The 19,296-nt window shown below is 71.8% G+C and carries 20 protein-coding genes and 1 pseudogene; 13 read left to right on the plus strand and 8 right to left on the minus strand.

From position 1 onward, the window contains the following. Window positions 1-210: 210 nt before the first annotated feature. Window positions 211-573 carry an SPW repeat protein gene (locus AB0H12_RS04790; protein ID WP_499620897.1) on the plus strand — a complete coding sequence of 121 codons (363 nt, stop codon included), beginning with the start codon at window positions 211-213 and terminating at the stop codon, window positions 571-573. A 67-nt stretch (window positions 574-640) separates the two neighbouring features. Beyond that, window positions 641-1,198, plus strand: a complete 558-nt coding sequence (locus AB0H12_RS04795) for a TetR/AcrR family transcriptional regulator (RefSeq protein ID WP_499620898.1) — start codon at window positions 641-643, stop codon at window positions 1,196-1,198. 24 nt (window positions 1,199-1,222) lie between these two features. On the opposite strand, the gene mce is transcribed toward AB0H12_RS04795, so the two are convergent. Next, window positions 1,223-1,666 carry a methylmalonyl-CoA epimerase gene (gene mce, locus AB0H12_RS04800; RefSeq protein ID WP_499620900.1) on the minus strand — a complete coding sequence of 148 codons (444 nt, stop codon included), beginning with the start codon at window positions 1,664-1,666 and terminating at the stop codon, window positions 1,223-1,225. 125 nt (window positions 1,667-1,791) lie between these two features. On the opposite strand from mce, the gene AB0H12_RS04805 reads away from it, so the two are divergent. The 4 genes from AB0H12_RS04805 to AB0H12_RS04820 are packed head-to-tail and all read left to right on the plus strand — an operon-like array spanning window position 1,792 to window position 5,067. Beyond that, complete coding sequence (locus AB0H12_RS04805; protein ID WP_499620901.1) at window positions 1,792-2,988, plus strand: acetyl-CoA C-acetyltransferase; 1,197 nt, start codon at window positions 1,792-1,794, stop codon at window positions 2,986-2,988. 11 nt (window positions 2,989-2,999) lie between these two features. After that, window positions 3,000-3,965 (plus strand): methylmalonyl Co-A mutase-associated GTPase MeaB, encoded by a 966-nt coding sequence (gene meaB / locus AB0H12_RS04810; RefSeq protein ID WP_499620902.1) that lies wholly within the window; start codon window positions 3,000-3,002, stop codon window positions 3,963-3,965. Further along, complete coding sequence (locus tag AB0H12_RS04815) at window positions 3,962-4,546, plus strand: hypothetical protein (RefSeq protein ID WP_499620903.1); 585 nt, start codon at window positions 3,962-3,964, stop codon at window positions 4,544-4,546. Before meaB ends, AB0H12_RS04815 begins: the two co-directional genes overlap by 4 nt. Next, window positions 4,543-5,067: a hypothetical protein gene (locus AB0H12_RS04820; RefSeq protein WP_499620904.1), complete on the plus strand. Its 525-nt coding sequence runs from the start codon at window positions 4,543-4,545 to the stop codon at window positions 5,065-5,067. The genes AB0H12_RS04815 and AB0H12_RS04820 overlap by 4 nt, the downstream gene beginning before the upstream one ends. Here the strand turns inward: AB0H12_RS04820 and AB0H12_RS04825 are convergent. Then, a complete protein-coding gene (locus tag AB0H12_RS04825) occupies window positions 5,039-5,911 on the minus strand; it encodes an arylamine N-acetyltransferase family protein (protein WP_499620905.1) in 873 nt (290 codons plus the stop codon). The genes AB0H12_RS04820 and AB0H12_RS04825 overlap by 29 nt on opposite strands. Window positions 5,912-6,026: 115 nt before the next feature. On the opposite strand from AB0H12_RS04825, the gene AB0H12_RS04830 reads away from it, so the two are divergent. Genes AB0H12_RS04830 through AB0H12_RS04840 form a run of 3 tightly spaced genes read left to right on the plus strand, consistent with a single transcriptional unit; the run spans window position 6,027 to window position 8,709 of the window. Next, entirely contained in the window at window positions 6,027-6,425 is a 399-nt protein-coding gene (locus tag AB0H12_RS04830; RefSeq protein ID WP_230567858.1) for a pyridoxamine 5'-phosphate oxidase family protein, read from the plus strand. Between the two features lie 45 nt (window positions 6,426-6,470). Further along, window positions 6,471-8,051 (plus strand): GAF domain-containing sensor histidine kinase, encoded by a 1,581-nt coding sequence (locus AB0H12_RS04835; RefSeq protein ID WP_499620906.1) that lies wholly within the window; start codon window positions 6,471-6,473, stop codon window positions 8,049-8,051. Window positions 8,052-8,061: 10 nt separating this feature from the next. Further along, a complete protein-coding gene (locus tag AB0H12_RS04840; RefSeq protein WP_230567856.1) occupies window positions 8,062-8,709 on the plus strand; it encodes a response regulator in 648 nt (215 codons plus the stop codon). Between the two features lie 135 nt (window positions 8,710-8,844). On the opposite strand, the gene AB0H12_RS04845 is transcribed toward AB0H12_RS04840, so the two are convergent. After that, a complete protein-coding gene (locus AB0H12_RS04845) occupies window positions 8,845-10,338 on the minus strand; it encodes an alpha/beta fold hydrolase (RefSeq protein ID WP_499620907.1) in 1,494 nt (497 codons plus the stop codon). A gap of 129 nt (window positions 10,339-10,467) precedes the next feature. Between AB0H12_RS04845 and AB0H12_RS04850 the strand changes: the two genes are divergently transcribed. After that, the gene (locus AB0H12_RS04850) at window positions 10,468-11,466 is read left to right on the plus strand and encodes a hypothetical protein (RefSeq protein WP_499620908.1); all 999 of its coding nucleotides are present in this window, start codon (window positions 10,468-10,470) and stop codon (window positions 11,464-11,466) included. A 5-nt stretch (window positions 11,467-11,471) separates the two neighbouring features. Here AB0H12_RS04850 and AB0H12_RS04855 read toward each other — a convergent pair whose 3' ends face one another. The 5 genes and pseudogenes from AB0H12_RS04855 to AB0H12_RS04875 all read right to left on the minus strand — a co-directional run bounded on the left by AB0H12_RS04855 (window position 11,472) and on the right by AB0H12_RS04875 (window position 14,615). Beyond that, window positions 11,472-11,696 (minus strand): hypothetical protein, encoded by a 225-nt coding sequence (locus AB0H12_RS04855; protein WP_499620910.1) that lies wholly within the window; start codon window positions 11,694-11,696, stop codon window positions 11,472-11,474. Window positions 11,697-11,739: 43 nt separating this feature from the next. Further along, complete coding sequence (locus tag AB0H12_RS04860; protein ID WP_499620911.1) at window positions 11,740-12,387, minus strand: hypothetical protein; 648 nt, start codon at window positions 12,385-12,387, stop codon at window positions 11,740-11,742. Window positions 12,388-12,446: 59 nt separating this feature from the next. After that, window positions 12,447-12,614 (minus strand): annotated as a pseudogene (locus AB0H12_RS04865) (ATP-binding cassette domain-containing protein); the annotation flags it as partial. Between the two features lie 13 nt (window positions 12,615-12,627). Beyond that, window positions 12,628-13,635, minus strand: coding sequence for a class I mannose-6-phosphate isomerase (locus AB0H12_RS04870; protein WP_499620913.1), 1,008 nt, complete (start codon window positions 13,633-13,635; stop codon window positions 12,628-12,630). Next, a complete protein-coding gene (locus AB0H12_RS04875; RefSeq protein ID WP_499621763.1) occupies window positions 13,632-14,615 on the minus strand; it encodes a LacI family DNA-binding transcriptional regulator in 984 nt (327 codons plus the stop codon). The genes AB0H12_RS04870 and AB0H12_RS04875 overlap by 4 nt, the downstream gene beginning before the upstream one ends. A gap of 227 nt (window positions 14,616-14,842) precedes the next feature. On the opposite strand from AB0H12_RS04875, the gene AB0H12_RS04880 reads away from it, so the two are divergent. From AB0H12_RS04880 to AB0H12_RS04890, 3 genes are all read left to right on the plus strand, one after another. Then, window positions 14,843-17,077, plus strand: coding sequence for a GH92 family glycosyl hydrolase (locus AB0H12_RS04880; protein ID WP_499620914.1), 2,235 nt, complete (start codon window positions 14,843-14,845; stop codon window positions 17,075-17,077). Between the two features lie 117 nt (window positions 17,078-17,194). Next, a complete protein-coding gene (locus AB0H12_RS04885; RefSeq protein WP_499620916.1) occupies window positions 17,195-18,109 on the plus strand; it encodes an ABC transporter ATP-binding protein in 915 nt (304 codons plus the stop codon). Then, window positions 18,106-19,149, plus strand: coding sequence for an ABC transporter permease (locus AB0H12_RS04890; RefSeq protein WP_499620918.1), 1,044 nt, complete (start codon window positions 18,106-18,108; stop codon window positions 19,147-19,149). The genes AB0H12_RS04885 and AB0H12_RS04890 overlap by 4 nt, the downstream gene beginning before the upstream one ends. Window positions 19,150-19,296: the final 147 nt, after the last annotated feature.

Genomic DNA, 19,296 nt, shown 5'->3' on the forward strand with positions numbered 1-19,296 from the left:
GTTCCCTCCCAATGGGGGCTTCGGGATGGTCGGGTGTGGCGGGCTCTAGAGGTCCACGCAGGTTGCCGGAGGTTACCCACGGGTAACCGATTCAGAACACGCGCTGTGAGCCACCGCACTGGCATTTCCCCCGATCGGTCGGTCTTGACCGGGCGGCCAATCAAGCGGAGCATCGATGTCGTCCGATTGATGAGGACGGAGGTACGAGTCATGGCAAAGGCGTGGACCAGGTGGCAGGACTGGGCCGAGGTCGTCATCGGCGCCTTGGTGCTGCTCTCGCCCCTGGTGGTGGAGACGACCACCGGGGCCATGTGGACGATGATCGTGCTCGGCGCACTGATCGCCATCGACGGCCTCGCGTCGCTCGCGATGCCCGGGATGGTGTACGGCGAGTGGTTCCAGATGGTCCTCGGCGCGCTGCTGTTCATCTCGCCGTGGGTGATCGGCTACAGCGACCTGATGGCGGCGTCGTGGGTCTCGTGGGTCGGCGGTGTGCTGACCGTCGCGGCGGGCGCCATGGCGGTGCCGCTGGCGAACGCCGCGCACGGCGGCCGGATCGCCGGCACTGCCTGAGAGTGACGACAACCCGGGCCTGCGGCCGATCGCCGTGGGCCCGGACCAACGGGAAAGGGCGCAGGCATTGGCAGAGGACTCGTCGGCCCGGGAACGGATCCTGCGAGCGGCCGAGGAGTTGTTCGCCGAGTCGGGTTTCGACGCGACGCCGACCTCGCGCATCGCCGAACGGGCCGCCGTGCCCAAAGGGCTCGTGCACTACTACTTCCGCCGCAAGACCGACCTGCTGGCGGCGCTCGTGCAGCGCCTGCCGGACGGCAACGTCGACGCGCGCCGGGTGGTGGTCGTCGGGGACATCGCGGAGAGCCTGCGCAGGCTCATCGCCGCGCTGGACGCCCGGCTCGACTCGTCGCCGCTGCTCAGCCACCTGCTGTGGCGTGAGGCGGACACGCACAAGGCGGTCCGCGACGCGCTGCACGAGCGCTACCAGTCGGTGGTGCGGCAGATCCGCCACGTCATCGTCGCCGCCGGCGGCACGGCGGTGGCCGCGAAGGACGTCGACAGCGCCTCCGCGCTGCTCGGCCTCGCGGTCAGCTACCGGCACTCGGTGGCCCGCCACGCGCCGGACGACGACCGGATGGACCTGGAGCTGACGTTCGTGGCCGCCGCCCTGGAACGCCCGTAGCCGGCGGCCCTGGAGCGGACGGCCCTAGTGGGTCGCCGCGGGCTCGACCAGCTCCACCAGCACTCCGCCCGCGTCCTTGGGGTGCACGAAGTTGACCCGGCTGTCGGACGTGCCGCGCCGCGCCGCCTCGTACAGCAGCCGCAAGCCCTTGCCGCGCAGCGCCTCCGCCGCCGCGTCCACATCGGACACCCGGTAGGCCAGCTGCTGCAGCCCCGGCCCGGACCGGCCGATGAACTTCGCGATGGTCGACTCCGGCGTCAGCGGCGCGAGCAGCTGCACGGCGGTGCCCGTGCCGTCGTCGCCCGGCGCGCGCAGCATCGCCTCGCGCACGCCCTGCTCCTCGTTGACCTCCTCGTGCGCGACCTCGAGGCCGAAGTGCTCGCGGTGGAACGCGATCGCGGCGTCGAGGTCCGGCACGGCGATGCCGACGTGGTCGATGGCTGTGACGAAACCGCGCAGTTCTTCCATGGCCGGATAGGCTAGTAGCCGAATCGGTGCAGGTCGCGCTGTGCGACGCCTCACACGGCTACCCCGTGGTAACCGTGGGTATCGTGGCCAGTTAACAACCGCTTACACCCGCTGTGGAGGCCGCTGTGTCCGGTTCCGTCATCGTCGCCGGGGCCCGAACCCCGATGGGGCGACTGCTCGGATCGTTGAAGGACTTCTCCGGCGCCCAGCTCGGTGGCGTCGCGATCAAGGCGGCCCTGGAACGGGCCGGGGTCGCGCCCGAGCAGGTGCAGTACGTGATCATGGGACAGGTGCTGACCGGCGGCGCGGGCCAGATCCCGGCGCGCCAGGCCGCGGTGAACGCGGGCATCCCCATGACCGTGCCCGCGCTCACGATCAACAAGGTGTGCCTGTCCGGCATCGACGCGATCGCGCTGGCCGACCAACTGATCCGCGCCGGCGAGTTCGACGTCGTCGTGGCGGGCGGTCAGGAGTCGATGACGCAGGCGCCGCACCTGCTGCCCAAGTCGCGCGGCGGGTTCAAGTACGGCGACGTCACGATGATCGACCACATGGCGCACGACGGCCTGTTCTGCGCGTTCGACCAGGTCGCGATGGGCGCCTCCACGGAGAAGTTCAACGCCCGCTACGGCCTGACCCGCGAGGAGCAGGACGCGTTCTCGGCCCGGTCGCACCAGCTGGCCGCCAAGGCCTCGGCGAACGGCGTCTTCGCCGAGGAGATCGCACCCGTCTCCATCCCGCAGCGCAAGGGCGACCCGGTGCTGGTCGCCACCGACGAGGGCGTGCGCGGCGACACGACCGTGGAGACGCTGGCCAGGTTGCGCCCGGCGTTCGCCTCCGACGGCACGATCACCGCTGGCTCGGCGTCGCAGATCTCCGACGGCGCGGCGGCCGTGGTCGTGATGAGCAAGGCCAAGGCCGAGGAGCTGGGCCTGACCTGGCTGGCCGAGATCGGCGCGCACGGCGTCGTCGCCGGCCCCGACGCCAGCCTGCACGAGCAGCCCGCGAACGCGATCAAGGCCGCGTGCGCCAAGGAGGGCATCGACCCGGCCGACCTGGACCTGGTCGAGATCAACGAGGCGTTCGCCGCGGTCGGCCTGGTCTCCACCCGTGAGCTGGGCGTGGCCGAGGACAAGGTCAACGTCAACGGCGGCGCGATCGCGCTGGGCCACCCGATCGGCATGTCGGGCGCCCGCATCGCGCTGCACCTGGCGCTGGAGCTGAAGCGGCGCGGCGGCGGCGTCGGCGCGGCGGCCCTGTGCGGCGGCGGTGGTCAGGGCGACGCCCTGATCGTCCGCGTGCCCAAGGGCCCCGCTGCCTAGGATCTGGAGGAGTGGGCCGCACCGTTGACGTAGCCGAGCTGGTCGACCGCGCGCGGGAAGGGCAACCGCGCGCGGTCGCCAGGCTGATCTCGCTCGTCGAGGACGCCGGCCCCCAGCTGCGCGAGGTGGCGGGCGCGCTGGCGCCGTTCTGCGGCAACGCGCAGGTCATCGGCTTGACGGGTGCGCCGGGCGTGGGCAAGTCCACGTCGACGTCCGCGCTGGTCGCCGCCTACCGCAGGCGTGGCAGGCGGGTCGGGGTGCTGGCCGTGGACCCGTCGTCGCCGTTCTCCGGCGGCGCGCTGCTCGGCGACCGGGTGCGGATGGGCGAGCACGCCACCGACCCCGGCGTGTTCATCCGGTCCATGGCCACCCGCGGTCACCTGGGCGGGCTGTCCTGGGCCACGCCGCAGGCGTTGCGCGTGCTCGACGCGGCGGGCTGCGACGTGGTGCTGGTCGAGACGGTCGGCGTCGGCCAGTCCGAGGTCGAGGTGGTGTCGCTGGCCGACACCACGGTCGTGCTGCTCGCGCCCGGCATGGGTGACGGCGTCCAGGCCGCGAAGGCGGGCGTCCTGGAGATCGCCGACGTGTTCGTGGTCAACAAGGCCGACCGCGACGGCGCCGACCAGACCGCGCGCGACCTCAAGCACATGATCTCGCTGGGCCGCCGGGAGCGGGAAGGCGGCTCGTGGCGGCCCCCCGTGGTGAAGACGGTCGCGTCGCGCGCCGAAGGGCTGGACGAGGTCGTGGACGCCGTCGAGGCGCACCACGCGTGGCTCGTGGAACGCGGTGAGCTGGCACGACGCCGCGCGACCAGGGCCGCGGGCGAGATCGAGGCCATCGCGCTGGAGCGGCTGCGTTCCCGGATCGGCGGATTGCGCGGCGCGTCCGCCCTCGAAACCCTGGCCAAACGGGTCGTGGCGGGTGAGCTGGACCCCTACGCTGCGGCTGATCGACTGGTCGAGGGGGTGGGGGTATGACAACGCCGGTGGAGGTGGACATCGGCACGCGCGACACCCGTCGGGTGATCATCGGCGGTGTGGTCGCCGGCGGCCTCGGAGTGGCGGCGCTCATCGGCGCGGTGAGCGCGTACGCCGACGGCGAGGGCGTCGGCGGGACGATCGCGCTGGTCATCGGGCTCGCGTTCACGGGCATCGCGCTGGGCGCGGTGCTCAACTGGAAGAGGATCTCCCGGCCGCGCAAGCTCGTGTTCGAGACCCCGGGCGTGCGGTGGGACGACCCGCGGGGCGCGCCGTGGGCCGTGGCGTGGCACGAGCTGGGCGCGGTGCGGATCTCGCGGACGCGGGAACGGGTCGTCGACCCGGCCGACGCCGTGCTGCGCAAGACGATGGTCAGGCTGGACCTGCTGCCCGCCGACCACCAGGCTTTCCGGGACCGGCACGCCGACATGGCGCACCTGGCCCGCGAGGACGGCGCCTACCGGCTGCCGCTGGGCGACGCGGCCGCGTTGGTCCCGGTGGTCGAGCGCGCCGTGCTCGGGTTCGCACCGCACCTGTACCGAGGGGTGCAGGACGAGGGCATCACTGTGGGGTTGTCGTGAGAGAGATCGAGATTCCCTTCGGCAACCGGGCCGAGCGACGTGCCGGGCTGGCGGTCCAGCTCGGCTTCACGCTGTTCGGCGTGCTGCTGATGTTCCTGTCGTACGCCGACGGCCACCTGGCGGCCATGTTCGTCGGGCCGCTGGTCGCGCTCGGCGGCCTGATCGGCGGCGGCGTCTGGCGGCGGAAGGCCCGGCTGCGCCGGCTCGTGGTCGAGCCGCAAGGCCTGCGCTGGGAGGAGAAGGGCAGGACGTGGGCCGTGCCCTGGTACGAGCTGGCCGGGGTGGCGCTGTCCTACGACGCCAAGCCCAAGCCCACGCTGTGGCTCAACCTCGCGCCGAACGACCCGAGGGCGTTCGCCGCCACGTACCGCAGCGTGCCGACGACCCCGTTCGGCCACTGGGTCCAGCTGGCCGACGACACCGGCAACGACCTGCTCGACCTGGCGTTGAAGCGGCACGCGCCGCAGCTCTACCGGGGGTACGTGACGCACTTCACGGGCGGTCGGGGCGCGATCGTGTGACCGACCGGGCGGTCGCCGCCAGGTGTGCCTCGTGCTGGGACACCGCCTTGCGCCAGAGCGGTTCGCGGTCGGACTCGGCGAGGACCAGGCCGTAGACGTCGGCCAAGGCGGTGAACCAGTCGGCCCGGTCGTCCAGCACCGTCCTGGTGGTGGTCTCCTCGATCCGGGACAGGGTCAACGCGCGCAGCACGTCCCACCCCCCGGCGTCGGTCCGCAGCACGCCGAACGTGCGCACGAACCCCGACTCCGGCGACGTGGACAGGTGCACGTGCCGGTCGGTGAAGTGGTCGAGGCCGACCTCGTCCGGCGCGAAGTGCATCGCGTGGAAGCTCCCGCGCACGTCGTGCCCCAACCGCCACGCGCCCGGCGCCGCCGTGGACGGCCCCAGCTCGAACGCGAACGGGCCCTGGCGGTGGACGCCCGCGCGCAGCGGCAACGGCGAGTGCAGCCCGTCGCCCAGCCCGGCGTCCACCAGCCAGACGTCGTCGGAGTCCGGCAGGTCGCGCACGGTGAGCGCGAGGTGGCTGCGGCTGATGCTCGGCTCGTCGTCGGCCGTCATCTGCACGCCGCCGGGATGCCTGGTCACGTGGTAGCCGAGCGCGCGCAGCAGCTCGGCGAACGCGCCGTTGAGCTGGAAGCAGTACCCGCCGCGGCCGGCCAGCACGCGGGCCGCCGAGTCGAGCGGGTCGAGCGAGGCCACGCGACCGAGCTGGATCTCCACCGTCTCGTACGGCACCCGTTCGGCGAACGCCCGGTGCAGCCGGGTCAACGCCGCCACGCTGGGTGGCTCCGCCTCGCGCAGGCCGAGGCGGCGCAGCAGCGCGGTTACGTCGAGCGATGCCATCTGGAAATCCCCCATCCGGGTGGGATGTGTCGAAGCCGGGACTTCCGACTCTAGGCAACGACGATCACAGCGCCGAACGTTTATCCCAGCGACTGGGGCGTGACGAAGAGGTGCGATGTACGACTCCGCTGGACTTCAGGTCCTGTCCCGCGAGGAATGCCTGGAACTGCTCGGCACGGCCGCCATCGGCCGCCTCGTGTACACCCACATGGCCCTGCCGGTCGTGCACCCCGTCGTGTTCGTGCTCGACGGCGAGTGCGTCGTGCTGCGCGTGCCGGACGGCAGCGCCACCCTCGTCGCCCGCGACACCATCGTGGCGTTCCAGATCGACGACGTCGCGTCGGACCTGTCCCGCGGCTGGTCGGTGATGGCGGTCGGGCACGTCACCGAGGTCGAGGAGCAGGCGCGGCTGGCCCGGCTGCGGCAGCTGCCGCTGGCCTCGCGCGGGGTCGGCGGCGGCGACCACTTCCTGGTCGTCGACCTGGAGGTGCTGTCCGGGCGTCGCATCCCCTAGGCGGAGGCGATAACCTCGGGCTCTCCGACTCGGAGGTGGTCTCGGGTGGCCGGATCCCCGGACGCGAACGCCGCGACGCGGCTGGACGGCCTGCTGCGCGAGCTGACCGACCGCACCACCGAGGTGGTCGTCTCGCAGGAGCGGCTGCACCGGCTGCTGGCCGCGGTCGTCTCGCTGGCCAGCGACCTGTCGCTGCCCGACGTGCTGCGGCGCATCGTGGAGTCCTCGTGCGGCCTGGTCGGCGCCCGGTACGGCGCGCTGGCCGTGGTCGGGCCGACCCGGCAGCTGCTGGAGTTCACCTACGACGACGGCCACCACAACACCGACTTCGACAAGACCGGGTCGGAGGCGACGACGTTCGACCCGTCCGGCCCCGGCTTCCTCGGCGTGCCGGTGCACGTGCGCGGCGCGGTGTTCGGCAACCTCTACCTCAGCGACAAGGCCGACGGCACCGACTTCACCCGCGCCGACCGCGAGCTCGTGGTGGCCCTGGCCGCGGCGGCGGGCATCGCGATCGAGAACGCCCGGCTCTACGCGCAGTCGCAGCAGCGGGAGGTGTGGCTGCGCGCGTCGAACGAGGTGACGAACGCGCTGCTCACCGGCACACCGGACCGGGACGCGCTGCGCCTGGTCGCGGTGCGCGCCCGCCTGGCCGCGGACGGCGTGAACGCGCTGCTGGCGCTGCCCGACGTGCAGGGCGAGCTGGCCGCGCGGGTGGTGGACGGCGACGTGCGCGGGTTCAGCGCGTCCGGCGAGGGCCGCCCGGCCCACGAGGTGTTCGAGACCGGCAAGGCCAAGGTGCTCGACGGGCTGCCCGACCAGCGCCGGATCGGGCCCGTGGTGTTCGTGCCGCTCGCCGCCGGGCAACGGGTGCTCGGCGTGCTGATGGTGGCGCGTGCGCGTGGGCAGCGGGCGTTCGACGCCTCCGACGTGGCGCTGGTCGAGTCGTTCGCCCGGCAGGCCGCGCTGATCCTGGAGTTCACCAGGGCCACCGGCGCGGGGCGGCGGCTGGCCGTGCTGGAGGACCGCGACCGGATCGCCCGCGACCTGCACGACCTGGTCGTGCAGCGGCTGTTCGGGCTCGGCCTGGGGTTGCAGAGCCTGAACGGGCTGGTGGAGCAGCCGCTGGTCGCCCAGCGGCTGGCGGACTTCGTCACCGAGGTCGACCAGACCATCCGGGAGATCCGGCGCACCATCTTCTCGCTCCAGGAGCCGCCCGCCGGCGCGGCCGACCTGCGCGCCCAGCTGATGAAGGTGGTGCAGGAGTCGGCCCGGCTGCTCGGCTTCGAGCCGGCGCTGGCGATGGACGGCCCGATCGACTCGGTGGTGCCCGACCACGTGCGGCCGGACCTGCTGGCCACGTTGCGCGAGGCGCTGGCCAACGCGGCGCGGCACGCGTCGGCGAAGAACGTCCAGGTCGAGGTGGTGGTGGACCGGGCGGCGGCGAGCCTGCGGCTGGTCGTGCGCGACGACGGCGGAGGCCTGCCGTCCGGTCGGGGCAGGCACACCGGCGGCCTGGTGAACATGGCGGCGCGCGCCGCGAGGTGGGACGGCTCGTGCGAGGTCGAGTCGGCCGAGGGCCAGGGTGTAACCCTGACGTGGTCCGTCCCGTTGGTATCGGTGTAGGGGAGGGCCCATGTCCATCTCGGTGCTTCTGGTGGACGACCACGAGATCGTCCGGCGCGGACTGCAGCAGCTGCTGGCGGTCGAGTCGGACATCGAGGTGGTCGGTGAGGCGGAGAGCGCCGCCGCGGCCGTGGCCGCCGCCGCGTTCCACCGGCCCGACGTGGCCGTGATCGACGTGCGGCTGCCCGACGGCGACGGCGTGACCGTGTGCAGGGAGATCCGTTCGACGGTCCAGCCGCCGCCCGCGTGCCTGATGCTGACCTCGTACTCCGACGACGAGGCGCTGTTCGGCGCGATCATGGCGGGCGCGGCCGGGTACATGCTCAAGCAGGTCTCCGGCAACGACCTGGTGTCCGCGATCCGCACGCTGGCCGGAGGCGGCTCGCTGCTGCACTCGGGCGTGACCGCGACCGTGCTGCAACGGCTGCGCGGCGGACCGGTCGAGGACCCGCGCTACGCGGCGCTGAGCCCGCAGGAGCGGCGGATCCTCGACCTGATCGCCGAGGGCCTGACCAACCGGCAGATCGCGAACCGGCTGTTCCTGGCCGAGAAGACGGTCAAGAACTACGTCTCCTCGCTGTTGCACAAGCTCGGCTTCGACCGCCGGACGGAGGCCGGTGTCTACGCCGCGCGCCGGCGGCAGGCCGGCGGGATCTAGTGCGGTGACCACCGGGTTCGCCGACCGCCGGTGGCATCCGCGCCGGCGCCACCTGTCCGTCGGAGCCTCCGTTCGAGCGAGGGGAACCAGGCTTGTCACCGACCCGGTGAACGTCCGTGGTCACCGCGCCGGCGGCTACAACGGCCAGCCGACCAGCGGGCGGGTGCTCGCGGCGGTGGGCGCGGTCGGGTCCGGCAGGGGCGTTCCCGGGCAGGTCAGGTCACGTGGCGGCAGCTCGCCGTCCACGATGAACGCCTCCACGACGTCGTCGACGCAGGGGTTGCCGAACGCGTAGATGCCGTGGTCGCCCTCGTCGGTCACGGTGAGCATCCGCGAGCCCGCGAAGTTGCGGTGGGCCCGCTGGGCGCCTTCCACCGGCGTCGCCGGGTCCCGCACCGACTGCACCATGAGCACCGGCGGCACGCCCTTGCCGGTCGGCTCCTTCAGCTCCAGCGGCGGGCGGTCCCAGAACGCGCACGGCGCGAGCCGCTGGTAGAAGCCGTTCAGCGGGTACCGCTCGCCCAGTCGTTCCGCCTCCCGCGCCAACGTGGTGCGGTTGTGCCGGAACTTCGTGTCGTTGCACGTGACGGCGTACAGCGTGGCGCTGGGCGCGTCCGGGTACCCGGCCACCAGCGCCGTCGCACCGGTCCGCGTCGCCTGCTGGAGCGTCACCAGGGTCTGCGCCGCGTCCTGGAACAGCAGCTTGCTGTACTGCGCCCGGGTCAGCACCAGGTCGAGCGCGAAGCCGTCGACCACGGCGCCGTCCGGCAGCGTGAGCGGGTTCGCGGCGAGCTCCGCGCGGGTCGTCTCGTAGGCCTGGCGGACCTGCTCGGCGGTCGTGCCCAGGTGGTAGAGGCCGTCGTACCGGGCCACCCAGGGCAGGAAGTCGGTCCGGAACCGGCGTTCGACGGCGTAGCCGAAGTTGTCGAAGATGTCCTGGAACGTCGAGGTGAAGTCGGGGTTGGAGTCGAGCACGACCTTGTCGACCCGGTCGGGGAAGTAGGTGGCGTAGTACGCGCCCATCCAGCTGCCGCCCGAGTAGCCGATCCAGTTGACCTTCTCCCGGCCCAGCAGGCGGCGCAGCAGGTCGAGGTCGTGGACGGTCTGCTCGGTGTTGACCACCTCGCCGAACTCGCCGGAGCGGGTCTGGCACGCGGTGGCCTGGAGCCGGGCGGCGTCGTAGAGCAGGTCGGTGTTGGCGCGGCTGCGGTCGCGCGGGTCGGCGATGCCCAGCCAGCTGTACCCGCCGCAGGTGGCGTTCGTGCTCGCGCCCGTGCCGCGCGGGTCGATGCCGATGACGTCGAGGTCGGCCACCAGCTTGGCGCGGTCCGCGTAGAGCAGCGGCAGGCCGCGGCCGGGGGCGCCCGGACCACCCGGGTTGGTCAGCACGACGCCCTTCGCCTGGCCGGAGCGCGCCTTGAGCCTGCTCACCGCGATGGTGATCGTGCGGCCGTCGTCCGGCGTGCGCCAGTCGAACGGCGCCTGGAACGTGCCGCACTCCAGACCTTCGAGCTCGGCGCACGGCGACCAGGTGATGCTCTGGTGCGGCCGTGGCTCGGCCTGCGCGTACGTCGGCAGGGCCGCGCCGATCAGCGCCGCGGTCACGGCGATGGCGGTTCTCGCTCGCATCGATGTCCCCCTCCCTCGAGGGCACCACTCCATCGCGCACGTAGGCTGGGGGACAACCGCAGAAAGGCCCTGTTCGGCTCTACGAAAGACTTAGGCCACTCGGGCTCGGAGGAAAGTAAGGTCGCTGGAGTGGGGATTTTCCGGAGGAAGCGGCCTGCCGCGATCGCCCGTGAAGTGGTGCGGGACCACACCTACGACGACGCGATCCTGGACATCGCGGCGGAGGAGATGGACGCGGGCCACCTGAGGGCGGCGACCACGGTGCTCGCGGAGTGCCGTGACGACCCCGAGGTGAGGGCGCTGCGGGCCGAGGTCCTCGGCGAGCACGCCATCGGCCACGCCGACGAGCTGCTGGAGCTGGCGAAGAACAACACCGACCCGGACCTGTGGCTGTTGGCCGGCACGGCGTTCATCCGGGAGGCGTGGGCGATCCGCGGCTCGGGGCGGGCCGACAGCGTCGGCAAGGACCGGTTCAAGGTCTTCTTCGGGACCCTCCGCAAGGCCGTCGGCCCGCTGCACGAGGCCGCGAAGCTCCTGCCGCGCGACGCCGTGCCGTGGGCGCAGTTGCAGACCGCAGGCCTCGGGTTGCAGGTCGACCGGGACCAGAAGGACGAGGTGTGGCGGGAGGTCGTGGCGCGGTGCGCCTCGCTGTACCCGGCGCACTGGACCCGGTTGCAGATCCTGGCGTCGAAGTGGGGCGGGTCGGCCGAGGAGATGATGGCGTTCGCGCAGGGCAGCGTCGACGCCGCGCCGCCCGGCGACCCGGTGGTCGCCATGCTGCCGCTGGCGCACTTCGAGATCTTCCTGGAGCAGTTCGAGGACGCCGTCCAGGCGCGGTCGGCGTTGAAGATCGCGACGCTGAAGATGCGCTACTTCACCCGGCACCGCGACGAGATCGCCACGGCGGCGGACAAGTGGGACTCGACCCCGACCAAGCCCCACCCGCGCGCGTTGCAGGCCCACAACCTGTTCGCGGCGGCGTTCGCCCTGGCCGACGACGCGCCGCGGGCGAAGCGCCACCTGCTCGGCATGCGCGACCACGTGCACGACGTGCCCTGGGCTTACGTCGCCTACCTGGCCGACGACCTCGAGAAGGAGTACTCGGAGCTGGCCAACAAGTACCTGTGAGCAGCTCACTTGCGCTTCTTCCCGGCCTCCCCCTTCAGCGTGGCGACCAAGACCGCCCACGCGTGAACCTGATCGGCCGACAGCTTCGGCACGGTCCGCACCACGGTTCGCACCACGGCGACGATGGCGGCGAGGCACAGGGTGCATATGAGGGCGAGCAAGACCACAGGGCTGTTGCCCAGTGACACGACCAGCGGCAGGACGAACTCGACGATCCGCGCGACATGCACGGCAGGCTCCCGGGTAGGCGTGGGGCGGGAGCCCGTCGGCGTGTCAGGCGGCGCGAGCAGGCTCCCGGAGGACATTGGACGTCCGGTGGGAGTTCGGCCCGCGCGTCACGTTGCCGGATGCGGTCATCAGCCTGGTGGGGGTGCTGGCCTGCCGGCGGCCGGGGCGGCGCAGCAGTCGCGCCCGTATGCGCGCGATCAACTGCCTGATCAGCGCCAAGAGCCGCAGCACCACCGACATGGGGCCGACCGCCGGGTCGTCCGCGCGATCAGGGCGCCAGCGGCGGTTGATCCGCTCGCCGGCGATCAGACCGGGCAGGGTGGACTCGAGGTCGTCCAGTGCTCGCGCGGCGCAGAGGTGTCCGGAGGTGAGCGTGCTGAAGTTGGTCCAAGCAGGAGTCGACGGCGCCCGGCGCGGCATCGCCAGCAGGGCCATCGCCGTGCCGAAGGTCAGCTCCTGGTGAGCCGCACCCCGCCAGTGGTGCCCCACATCGGCCGGGTTGGGTGCCAGCAGTCCGCGCACGAATGATTCGACCCAGAATGCCGTCTTGCCGATGCCCTGTCCGGTCGAGAGGAGAAGGCCGCGGTCTTCGATGCCTGCTTTGTGCCACCACTTGACCATCCTGAGCACCGTCCGCTGGCGGATGGCCGCGTACAGGTCACCCGCGGTCGCATCGGCCATCATGTCGGACACCTGACCAGTATGGCAGCCGGACGGAGTCGGGTGGTGGCTCCCGCCCTGCATGTCAGCCGCGCTGTCGGGTCAGCAGCGCCGCTTGCACTTCACCAGCGTCGACTTGCCCGCGCTGTGGTCACCGACGAGCGCGACGACCTCGCCCGCGTGCGCGGTGGACGAGGCGCGGCGCAGCGCGTCCACGTCCCGTAGTGCTCCACCAACTCCCGTGCGTCCAGCAGGGGCAGGCCATGCGCTCAGCTACCCGAGGCTCGACACCGATGGCGGCCTGCACCGGATGGCGACCACGTCGCCGGTCACCACGACCTCGCCCGCCGCGTGCGGCACGACCACCGTGCTGCCCCGGTGCACCGCGACAGGACCCAGCGTGCCGGCGCCCTCCAGCACCACGAACACGCCGAACGAGGGCTCCAGCGCCGCCGTGCCGGACACGTGCAGCCGGTCGGCGCGGAAGAACGGGTCGGCCTGCGCGTCGAACAGGTCCACCGACGGCCCGGTGAGCGCCTGCGTGCGGCGCACGAGGTCGCCGGGCGACTGGGCGCGGCGCTCCAGGCAGTCCAACGCCCTGTCGTAGCCCAGACCGAGGTGCCCGGCCTCGGCGTCGGCCAGGAAACCCCGCCACTCCAACGTGACCGAGAAGTCCGTCGGCTGCTGGAGCTCGACGATGAACACGCCCTCGCCGATGGCGTGCGGCACGCCGGCGGGCACGAACACCGTGTCGCCGGGCGAGACCTTGACCGGGTTCAACGCGGCCAGCATCGCGGCGGAGTCCTGAGTGGACACCCAGTCGGCGGCGACGGCCGCGGGCACGTCGTCGCGGAACCCGATGTACACCGTCGGGTCGGGCCCGGACGTGCCGATCACGATCCACGCCTCGGTCTTGCCGTGCCGGCAGCCCAGGTGGGTGGTCGCGAACGCGTCGGACGGGTGGCAGTGCACCGGCAGCCGCTGCCCGGCGTCGAGCAGCTTCACCAGCAGCGCGGTGTCCGGCCCGAACTCCGCCGCGTGCTCCGCGCCCAACCACCCCGCCGGGTCCGCCGCCACCGCGTCGCGCAACCACCGCCCGTCCGGCAGGCGGGTCAACCCGGCCTCGTCCTTGCCGAACTGCGTGGTGGTCGACGCGACCCAGTCCTCGGGCCCGCGGTCGGCCACGTCCTGGCTCCGGAACGCCGCGATGGCCGCACCGCCCCGGTAGAACTGCCGGGGCTGGTTGGCCTCCAGCGCGACGGGCTGGGTGTCGGAACTCATGCCGGTACCTCTCCTGATCCACGGGCCACCAACCGGACCGGCAGGACGACGCGGCGCGGTGGGGAGCTGTCGCCGTCCAGTCGGGCGAAGAGCAGGTCCGCCGCTGCCTTGCCGAGCGCGCTCGCGTCGTGCGCGATCACGGTCACCGGAGGCGAGAGCAGGTCGGCCAGCTCGAAGTCGTCGAAGCCCACGAGGGCGGGCCGCACGGCGCTGCCCGCCAACGCGCGCACCGCGTGCACGGTGATCCGGTTGTTGCCGGTCACCACGGCGGTGGCCGGGTCGGCGGCGTTCTGCAGGCCCTGCAACGCCTTGCGCACCGACTCCTCGTCGTGCGGGCCCATGACGACCAGCGACTCGTGGTAGCCGATGCCGGTCCGCAGGCAGCCCTCGCGGTAACCGCGCAGGCGTTCGTTGGCGGTGAAGATGTCCGGCGCGTCGCCGAGGAACGCGATCCGCCGGTGCCCGAACGACGCCAGGTGCGTGACGGCCTCGGCGGTGCCGCCGATGTTGTCCACCAGCACGGTGTCGGCGACCACGTCACCGGCCGGCCGGTCGAGGAACACCACCGGCGTGCCCGCCCGCATCTCCGGCACCAGGTACCCGTGCTGCAACCCGGCGGGCACGATCAGCAGGCCGTCCACCCGCCGTGAGCAGAACTCCAGCGACAGCTCGCGCTCCCGCGCCGGGTCCTCGTCGGACGACCCCGTGATCACCTGACGGCCGCGCAGCCTGGCGATCTCCTCGACCGCGCGCGTGACGCCCGAGTAGAACGGGTTGCCGACGTCCTCCAGCACCAGGCCGACCGTGCCCGTCGACGAACCCCGGCGCAGGTTGCGCGCGCTGAGGTTGCGCCGGAAGCCGAGCTGGTCGATCGCCGCGAGCACCCGTTCGGCCGTGGCCGGGTGCACGCCTGCCTCGTCGTTCACCACGCGTGAGACGGTCTTGATGCTGACGCCCGCCAGCCGCGCCACGTCGTTCATCGTGGCACGCCGCACCTTGCGGGCGCCTGCCGCGCCGTTCGGGGACAACGTTGTCATAGTGGGCGAATCACACACCGCCCGTTCACAGATGTCAACGTGCCGACCTGTCTCGAACCGGACACCCCTTGGTCTCGGAAATCCCGGCAGCTCGATTACGGAGAGTGCGTGGACAGCGTTGTCATCGAACGGCGGAGCCGCTCGGCGCGTCGTGACCTTATGGTGGATCGGTGACGGCTGACCCGGTGGAGTCGGTGAACACGTTCATCGGCACGAAGGACGACGGGAACACGTTCCCGGGCGCGTCGATGCCGTTCGGCATGGCGCATTCGAGCCCGATCGGCTCGCACTACGCCGGTTACCGCTACGACGACCCGGTGATCCGCGGGTTCGGGCACTTCTTCCTGTCCGGCGCGGGGTGCTCCGAGCAGGGCGGCCTGGTGTCGATCCTGCCGACCACCGGCCTGCCGCGCACCTTCGACCACCGGGCGTACGGCGCCGCGTACACGCACGAGGGCGAGGTCGGCAAGCCCGGCTACTACCGAGTGCGGCTGGCGTCCGGCATCACGGTCGAGACGACGGCGACCACCCGGGCCGGGGTGGAGCGGTTCACCTTCCCAGCCGGTATGACGCCGCACGTGTTGGTGAACGTGGGCCAGGCGAACGACGGCGAGCCGGTCTTCGCCAGCGGCGTGCGGGTGGTGGACGACCGGACGTTGGCCGGAACCGTGGTGGCCCAGGCGTTCTGCGGCGGGAAGCCGTACACGACCTACTTCACCACGACGTTCGACCGGCCGTTCCGCCGGACCGGCAACTGGGGCGGCGCGGAGGGCGGCGCGGGGCTGCGCGGGCAGTGGGTGTCGTTCGACGACGGCCCGGTGACCGCGGCGACCGCGATCTCGCACGTGGACGCGGACGGCGCCACGAAGAACCTCGCCGAGGCCCGGGGGAAGGCGTTCGACGAGTTGCGCGCGGCGGCCCAGGAGGCCTGGCGGCGCGAGCTGTCGAGCGTCGAGACGTCGTCGACCGGGACCGACCGCACCGTCTTCTACACCGCGCTCTACCACGTGCTGTTGCAGCCGTTGACGGGCAACGACGTGGACGGTCGGTACCGCGGGTTCGACGGGCAGGTGCACACCGCGGACGGCTGGACGTACCACGAGTTCTTCTCGCTCTGGGACACCTACCGGGCGCACAACCAGCTGCTGGCGCTGCTGCGGCCGGCGCGGGCGAAGGACATCGCGCGGTCGGTGCTGGCGATCCACGAGCAGGGCGGCTGGCTGCCCCGCTGGGCCTACGCCAACCAGGAGACGAACACCATGACCGGCGACCCGGTCACGCCGTTCCTGGTCGACCTGTGGCGGTTCGGCGCGTTGGCCGGCTTGGAGGAGCGGGCCTACGAGGCGCTGTGGCAGAACGCGACCGGTGTGCCGCCCACGTCGTCGCCGTTCGAGGGCAGGGCGGGCAACCCGTCCTACCTCCGGAACGGATTCGTGCAGTACGACAAGGACTTCCGCAAGAAGGGGCAGGACGTCGACCCGCACCACGGCGCCTCGGCGACGTTGGAGTACGCGCTGGCGGACTGCTCGCTGTGGATCATGGCGCTCACCCTGGGGCACGAGGACGACGCCGAGATCCTGCGCCGCCGCGGGCTGAACTACCGCGTGCTCTGGGACTCGACGGTGTCCGACCGCGGGTTCACCGGCTTCCCCCGGCCGAAGCTGCGCGACGGCGAGTGGCTCGCGCCGTTCACCCCGCAGGGACCGGACGGCTTCCACGAGGGCACGGCGTGGCAGTACCAGTGGCTGGCGCAGCAGGACGTGCCGGGTCTGGTGGAGCTGCTCGGCGGCCGTGACGCGGCGCTCGCCCGCCTGGACGACTTCTTCGCCTACCCGGAGCTGGTGGCGGACCCGGCGGGGACCGTGCGCTCGAAGTGGGTCGTCGGGCCGTACAACTACTACAACCAGTTCCGCTACAACCCGAACAACGAGCCGGACCTGCACGCGCCGTGGATGTACGCGCTGGTGGGGCAGCCGTGGAAGACCTCGGCCGTGGTGCGGGCGGCGCAGACGTTGTTCGTCGACGCGCCGAACGGCGTGACCGGGAACGACGACCTGGGGCAGATGTCGGCCTGGTACGTGCTCAGCGCCCTGGGCCTGTACCCGGTCACGCCGGGCACGGGTGACTTCGTGCTGAACGCGCCGCGGTTCGACCGGGCGGTGGTCCACCTGGAGAACGGCCGTGACATCACCATCACGGCGGCCGGCGCCGACCCGTCCGGGCTGCAGTACGTGCGATCGCTCCGCGTCGACTCGGAGCCGTGGGACTGCGCGTACCTGAACGTCGACCGGCTCGGCGGCGCGCACCTGGACCACGTCCTGACCGCGGACCCGGCGGAGGCGACGTGGGCGACTCGTCCGGCGTCCGCACCGCCCTCTCCCTGCACGGGTGAGCACGTCTCGTAATCGGGTTCGCGCGCACAGCTACCACGGGATACGTCGAAAGTCTCGATCGTCGTCTACTTCCGTCGCGAACGGATCGAAGTGCCGCCGGCGGGTCCCGGCACCGCTTACCGTCCAGCCATGACAGGGGCACGCATACCGGCCGTCGTGGTTGCCGACATCAGAAAGAGCTACGGCGAGCTGAAGGCGGTGGACGGCGTCTCGTTCACGGTCGCCGAGGGGGAGTTCTTCGGCATCCTGGGGCCGAACGGTGCCGGCAAGACGACCACGCTGGAGATCGTCGAGGGCCTGCGCAAGCCCGACGGCGGCCAGGTGACGCTGCTCGGCGAGCAGCCGTGGCCGCGCAACCCGAAGCTGCTGCCGCGCATCGGCGTGCAACTGCAGGCGTCGAGCTTCTTCGAGAAGCTGACCGCCCGCGAGCAGCTCCAGACGTTCGGCTCGCTGTACGGCGTGAGCCGGCGCAAGGCCGACGAGATGCTGGAGCTCGTCGGCTTGACCGACAAGGCGGACGTGCAGGAGAACAAGCTCTCCGGCGGCCAGCGCCAGCGCCTGTCGATCGCGTGCGCCCTCGTGCACGACCCGGACCTCGTCTTCCTGGACGAGCCGACGGCCGCGCTGGACCCGCAGGCCAGGCGCAACCTGTGGGACGTGCTGCGCGCGATCCAGGCCAGGGGCAAGACCATCGTCTACACGACGCACTACCTCGACGAGGCCGAGATCCTGTGCGACCGCGTGGCGATCATGGACCGGGGCCGGATCCTCGCCATGGACGCGCCCGCGACGTTGGTGCGCGGTCTCGATGCGCCCACGCACGTGGTGCTGCAGAAGGGGTTGCTGACGCGTGAGGCGGCGCGTGGGATCACCGGGGTCGACGACGCGCACGAGGACGAGGTGTCGTTGACCATCTCCACCCGCAAGCCCGCGCCGGTGCTGTCGGCGCTCGCCGAGCGCGGCACGTTGGACGGGTTGCAGGTGCGCACCGCCACGTTGGAGGACGTCTTCCTCGACCTGACCGGACGGGAGTACCGCGCATGACCGCGTTCCGGAGCCTGTCGGCCGCGATGATCAAGGGCTTCCTGCGGGACAAGATGACGTTGTTCTTCGTCTTCCTGTTCCCGCTGATGTTCCTCGTCGTGTTCGGCCTGCTGCTCGGTGACTCCGGCAGCGACAAGACCAAGATCGCGGCGGTGGGCGACGGGCCCGTGCTGACGACGTTGGAGCAGACCGGCGCGATCGAGCTGGAGAAGTACGACGACACGGCCGCCGCGCGGCAGAAGGTGGACGACGGCGACCTGCCCGCCGCCGTGGTGGTGTCCGGCGATCGCGTGGAGCTGATCTACGCGGCGAGCGACCAGGTCGCGGCGGGCACCGTGCTGGGGATCGTGTCCGGGGTGGTCGACAAGATCAACCTGGGTGCGGCGGACGTGGCGCCGCGGTTCACGTTGGAGACGAAGTCGGTCGAGGACGCGTCGCTCAAGCCGATCCAGTACCTGACGCCGGGCATCCTGTCGTGGGCGATCTCGTTCTCGGGCGTGTTCGGCTCGGCGCTGACCATGGTGGCGTGGCGGAAGAAGCAGGTGCTGCGGCGGATCCGGCTGGCGCCGGTGAGCACGACGACCGTGCTGACGTCGCGGGTGGTGGTGAGCGTCGGCACGGCGGCCGTGCAGGGCGTCGTGTTCGTGGCGGTGGCGTCGCTGCCGTTGTTCGGGTTGAAGTTGACCGGTCAGTGGTACCTGGCGCTGCCGTTGCTGGTGCTGGGCACGATCGCGTTCTTCGCGATCGGGATGCTGGTGGGCGCGTTCTGCAAGACGGAGGAGTCGGCCTCGGGGGCGGCGAACATCATCATCATGCCGATGGCGTTCCTGTCGGGCACGTTCTTCCCGGTGGAGAACGCCCCGGGGTGGCTGCAGACCGTGTCGAACGTCTTCCCGTTGCGCCACATGAACGACGGCATGCTGGACGTCCTGGTGCGCGGCAAGGGCCTGGAGGCCCTCGTCGTCCCCTCGGCCGTCCTGATCGCCTTCACCGTCGTCGTGGGCTTCATCGCCGCCCGCATCTTCCGCTGGGAAGACTGACCCGCGAGTCGAACCTCCAGGTCCCGCGTGTCGAACACTCAGGCCGGGCGTGTCGAACGCTCGGCGCCCGCGTGTCGAACGTCCAGGACCCGAGTTCAACGTTCAGACGCCGGACTCCGCCGTCCGTGTGAACCCGAGCGTTGAATT

Source organism: Actinosynnema sp. NPDC023794, from assembly GCF_040639675.1.
GTDB classification, from domain to species: Bacteria; Actinomycetota; Actinomycetes; order Mycobacteriales; family Pseudonocardiaceae; genus Actinosynnema; species Actinosynnema luteola.

Coding starts and splice junctions, on each gene's coding strand:
- AB0H12_RS04890 (WP_499620918.1), top strand. CDS start 18,106: ATGACCGCGTTCCGGAGCCTGTCGGCCGCGATGATCAAGGGCTTCCTG.
- AB0H12_RS04825 (WP_499620905.1), bottom strand. CDS start 5,911: ATGGCATCGCTCGACGTAACCGCGCTGCTGCGCCGCCTCGGCCTGCGC.
- AB0H12_RS04870 (WP_499620913.1), bottom strand. CDS start 13,635: ATGAGTTCCGACACCCAGCCCGTCGCGCTGGAGGCCAACCAGCCCCGG.
- AB0H12_RS04815 (WP_499620903.1), top strand. CDS start 3,962: ATGACAACGCCGGTGGAGGTGGACATCGGCACGCGCGACACCCGTCGG.
- AB0H12_RS04875 (WP_499621763.1), bottom strand. CDS start 14,615: ATGAACGACGTGGCGCGGCTGGCGGGCGTCAGCATCAAGACCGTCTCA.
- AB0H12_RS04845 (WP_499620907.1), bottom strand. CDS start 10,338: ATGCGAGCGAGAACCGCCATCGCCGTGACCGCGGCGCTGATCGGCGCG.
- AB0H12_RS04840 (WP_230567856.1), top strand. CDS start 8,062: ATGTCCATCTCGGTGCTTCTGGTGGACGACCACGAGATCGTCCGGCGC.
- mce (WP_499620900.1), bottom strand. CDS start 1,666: ATGGAAGAACTGCGCGGTTTCGTCACAGCCATCGACCACGTCGGCATC.
- AB0H12_RS04885 (WP_499620916.1), top strand. CDS start 17,195: ATGACAGGGGCACGCATACCGGCCGTCGTGGTTGCCGACATCAGAAAG.
- AB0H12_RS04830 (WP_230567858.1), top strand. CDS start 6,027: ATGTACGACTCCGCTGGACTTCAGGTCCTGTCCCGCGAGGAATGCCTG.
- AB0H12_RS04790 (WP_499620897.1), top strand. CDS start 211: ATGGCAAAGGCGTGGACCAGGTGGCAGGACTGGGCCGAGGTCGTCATC.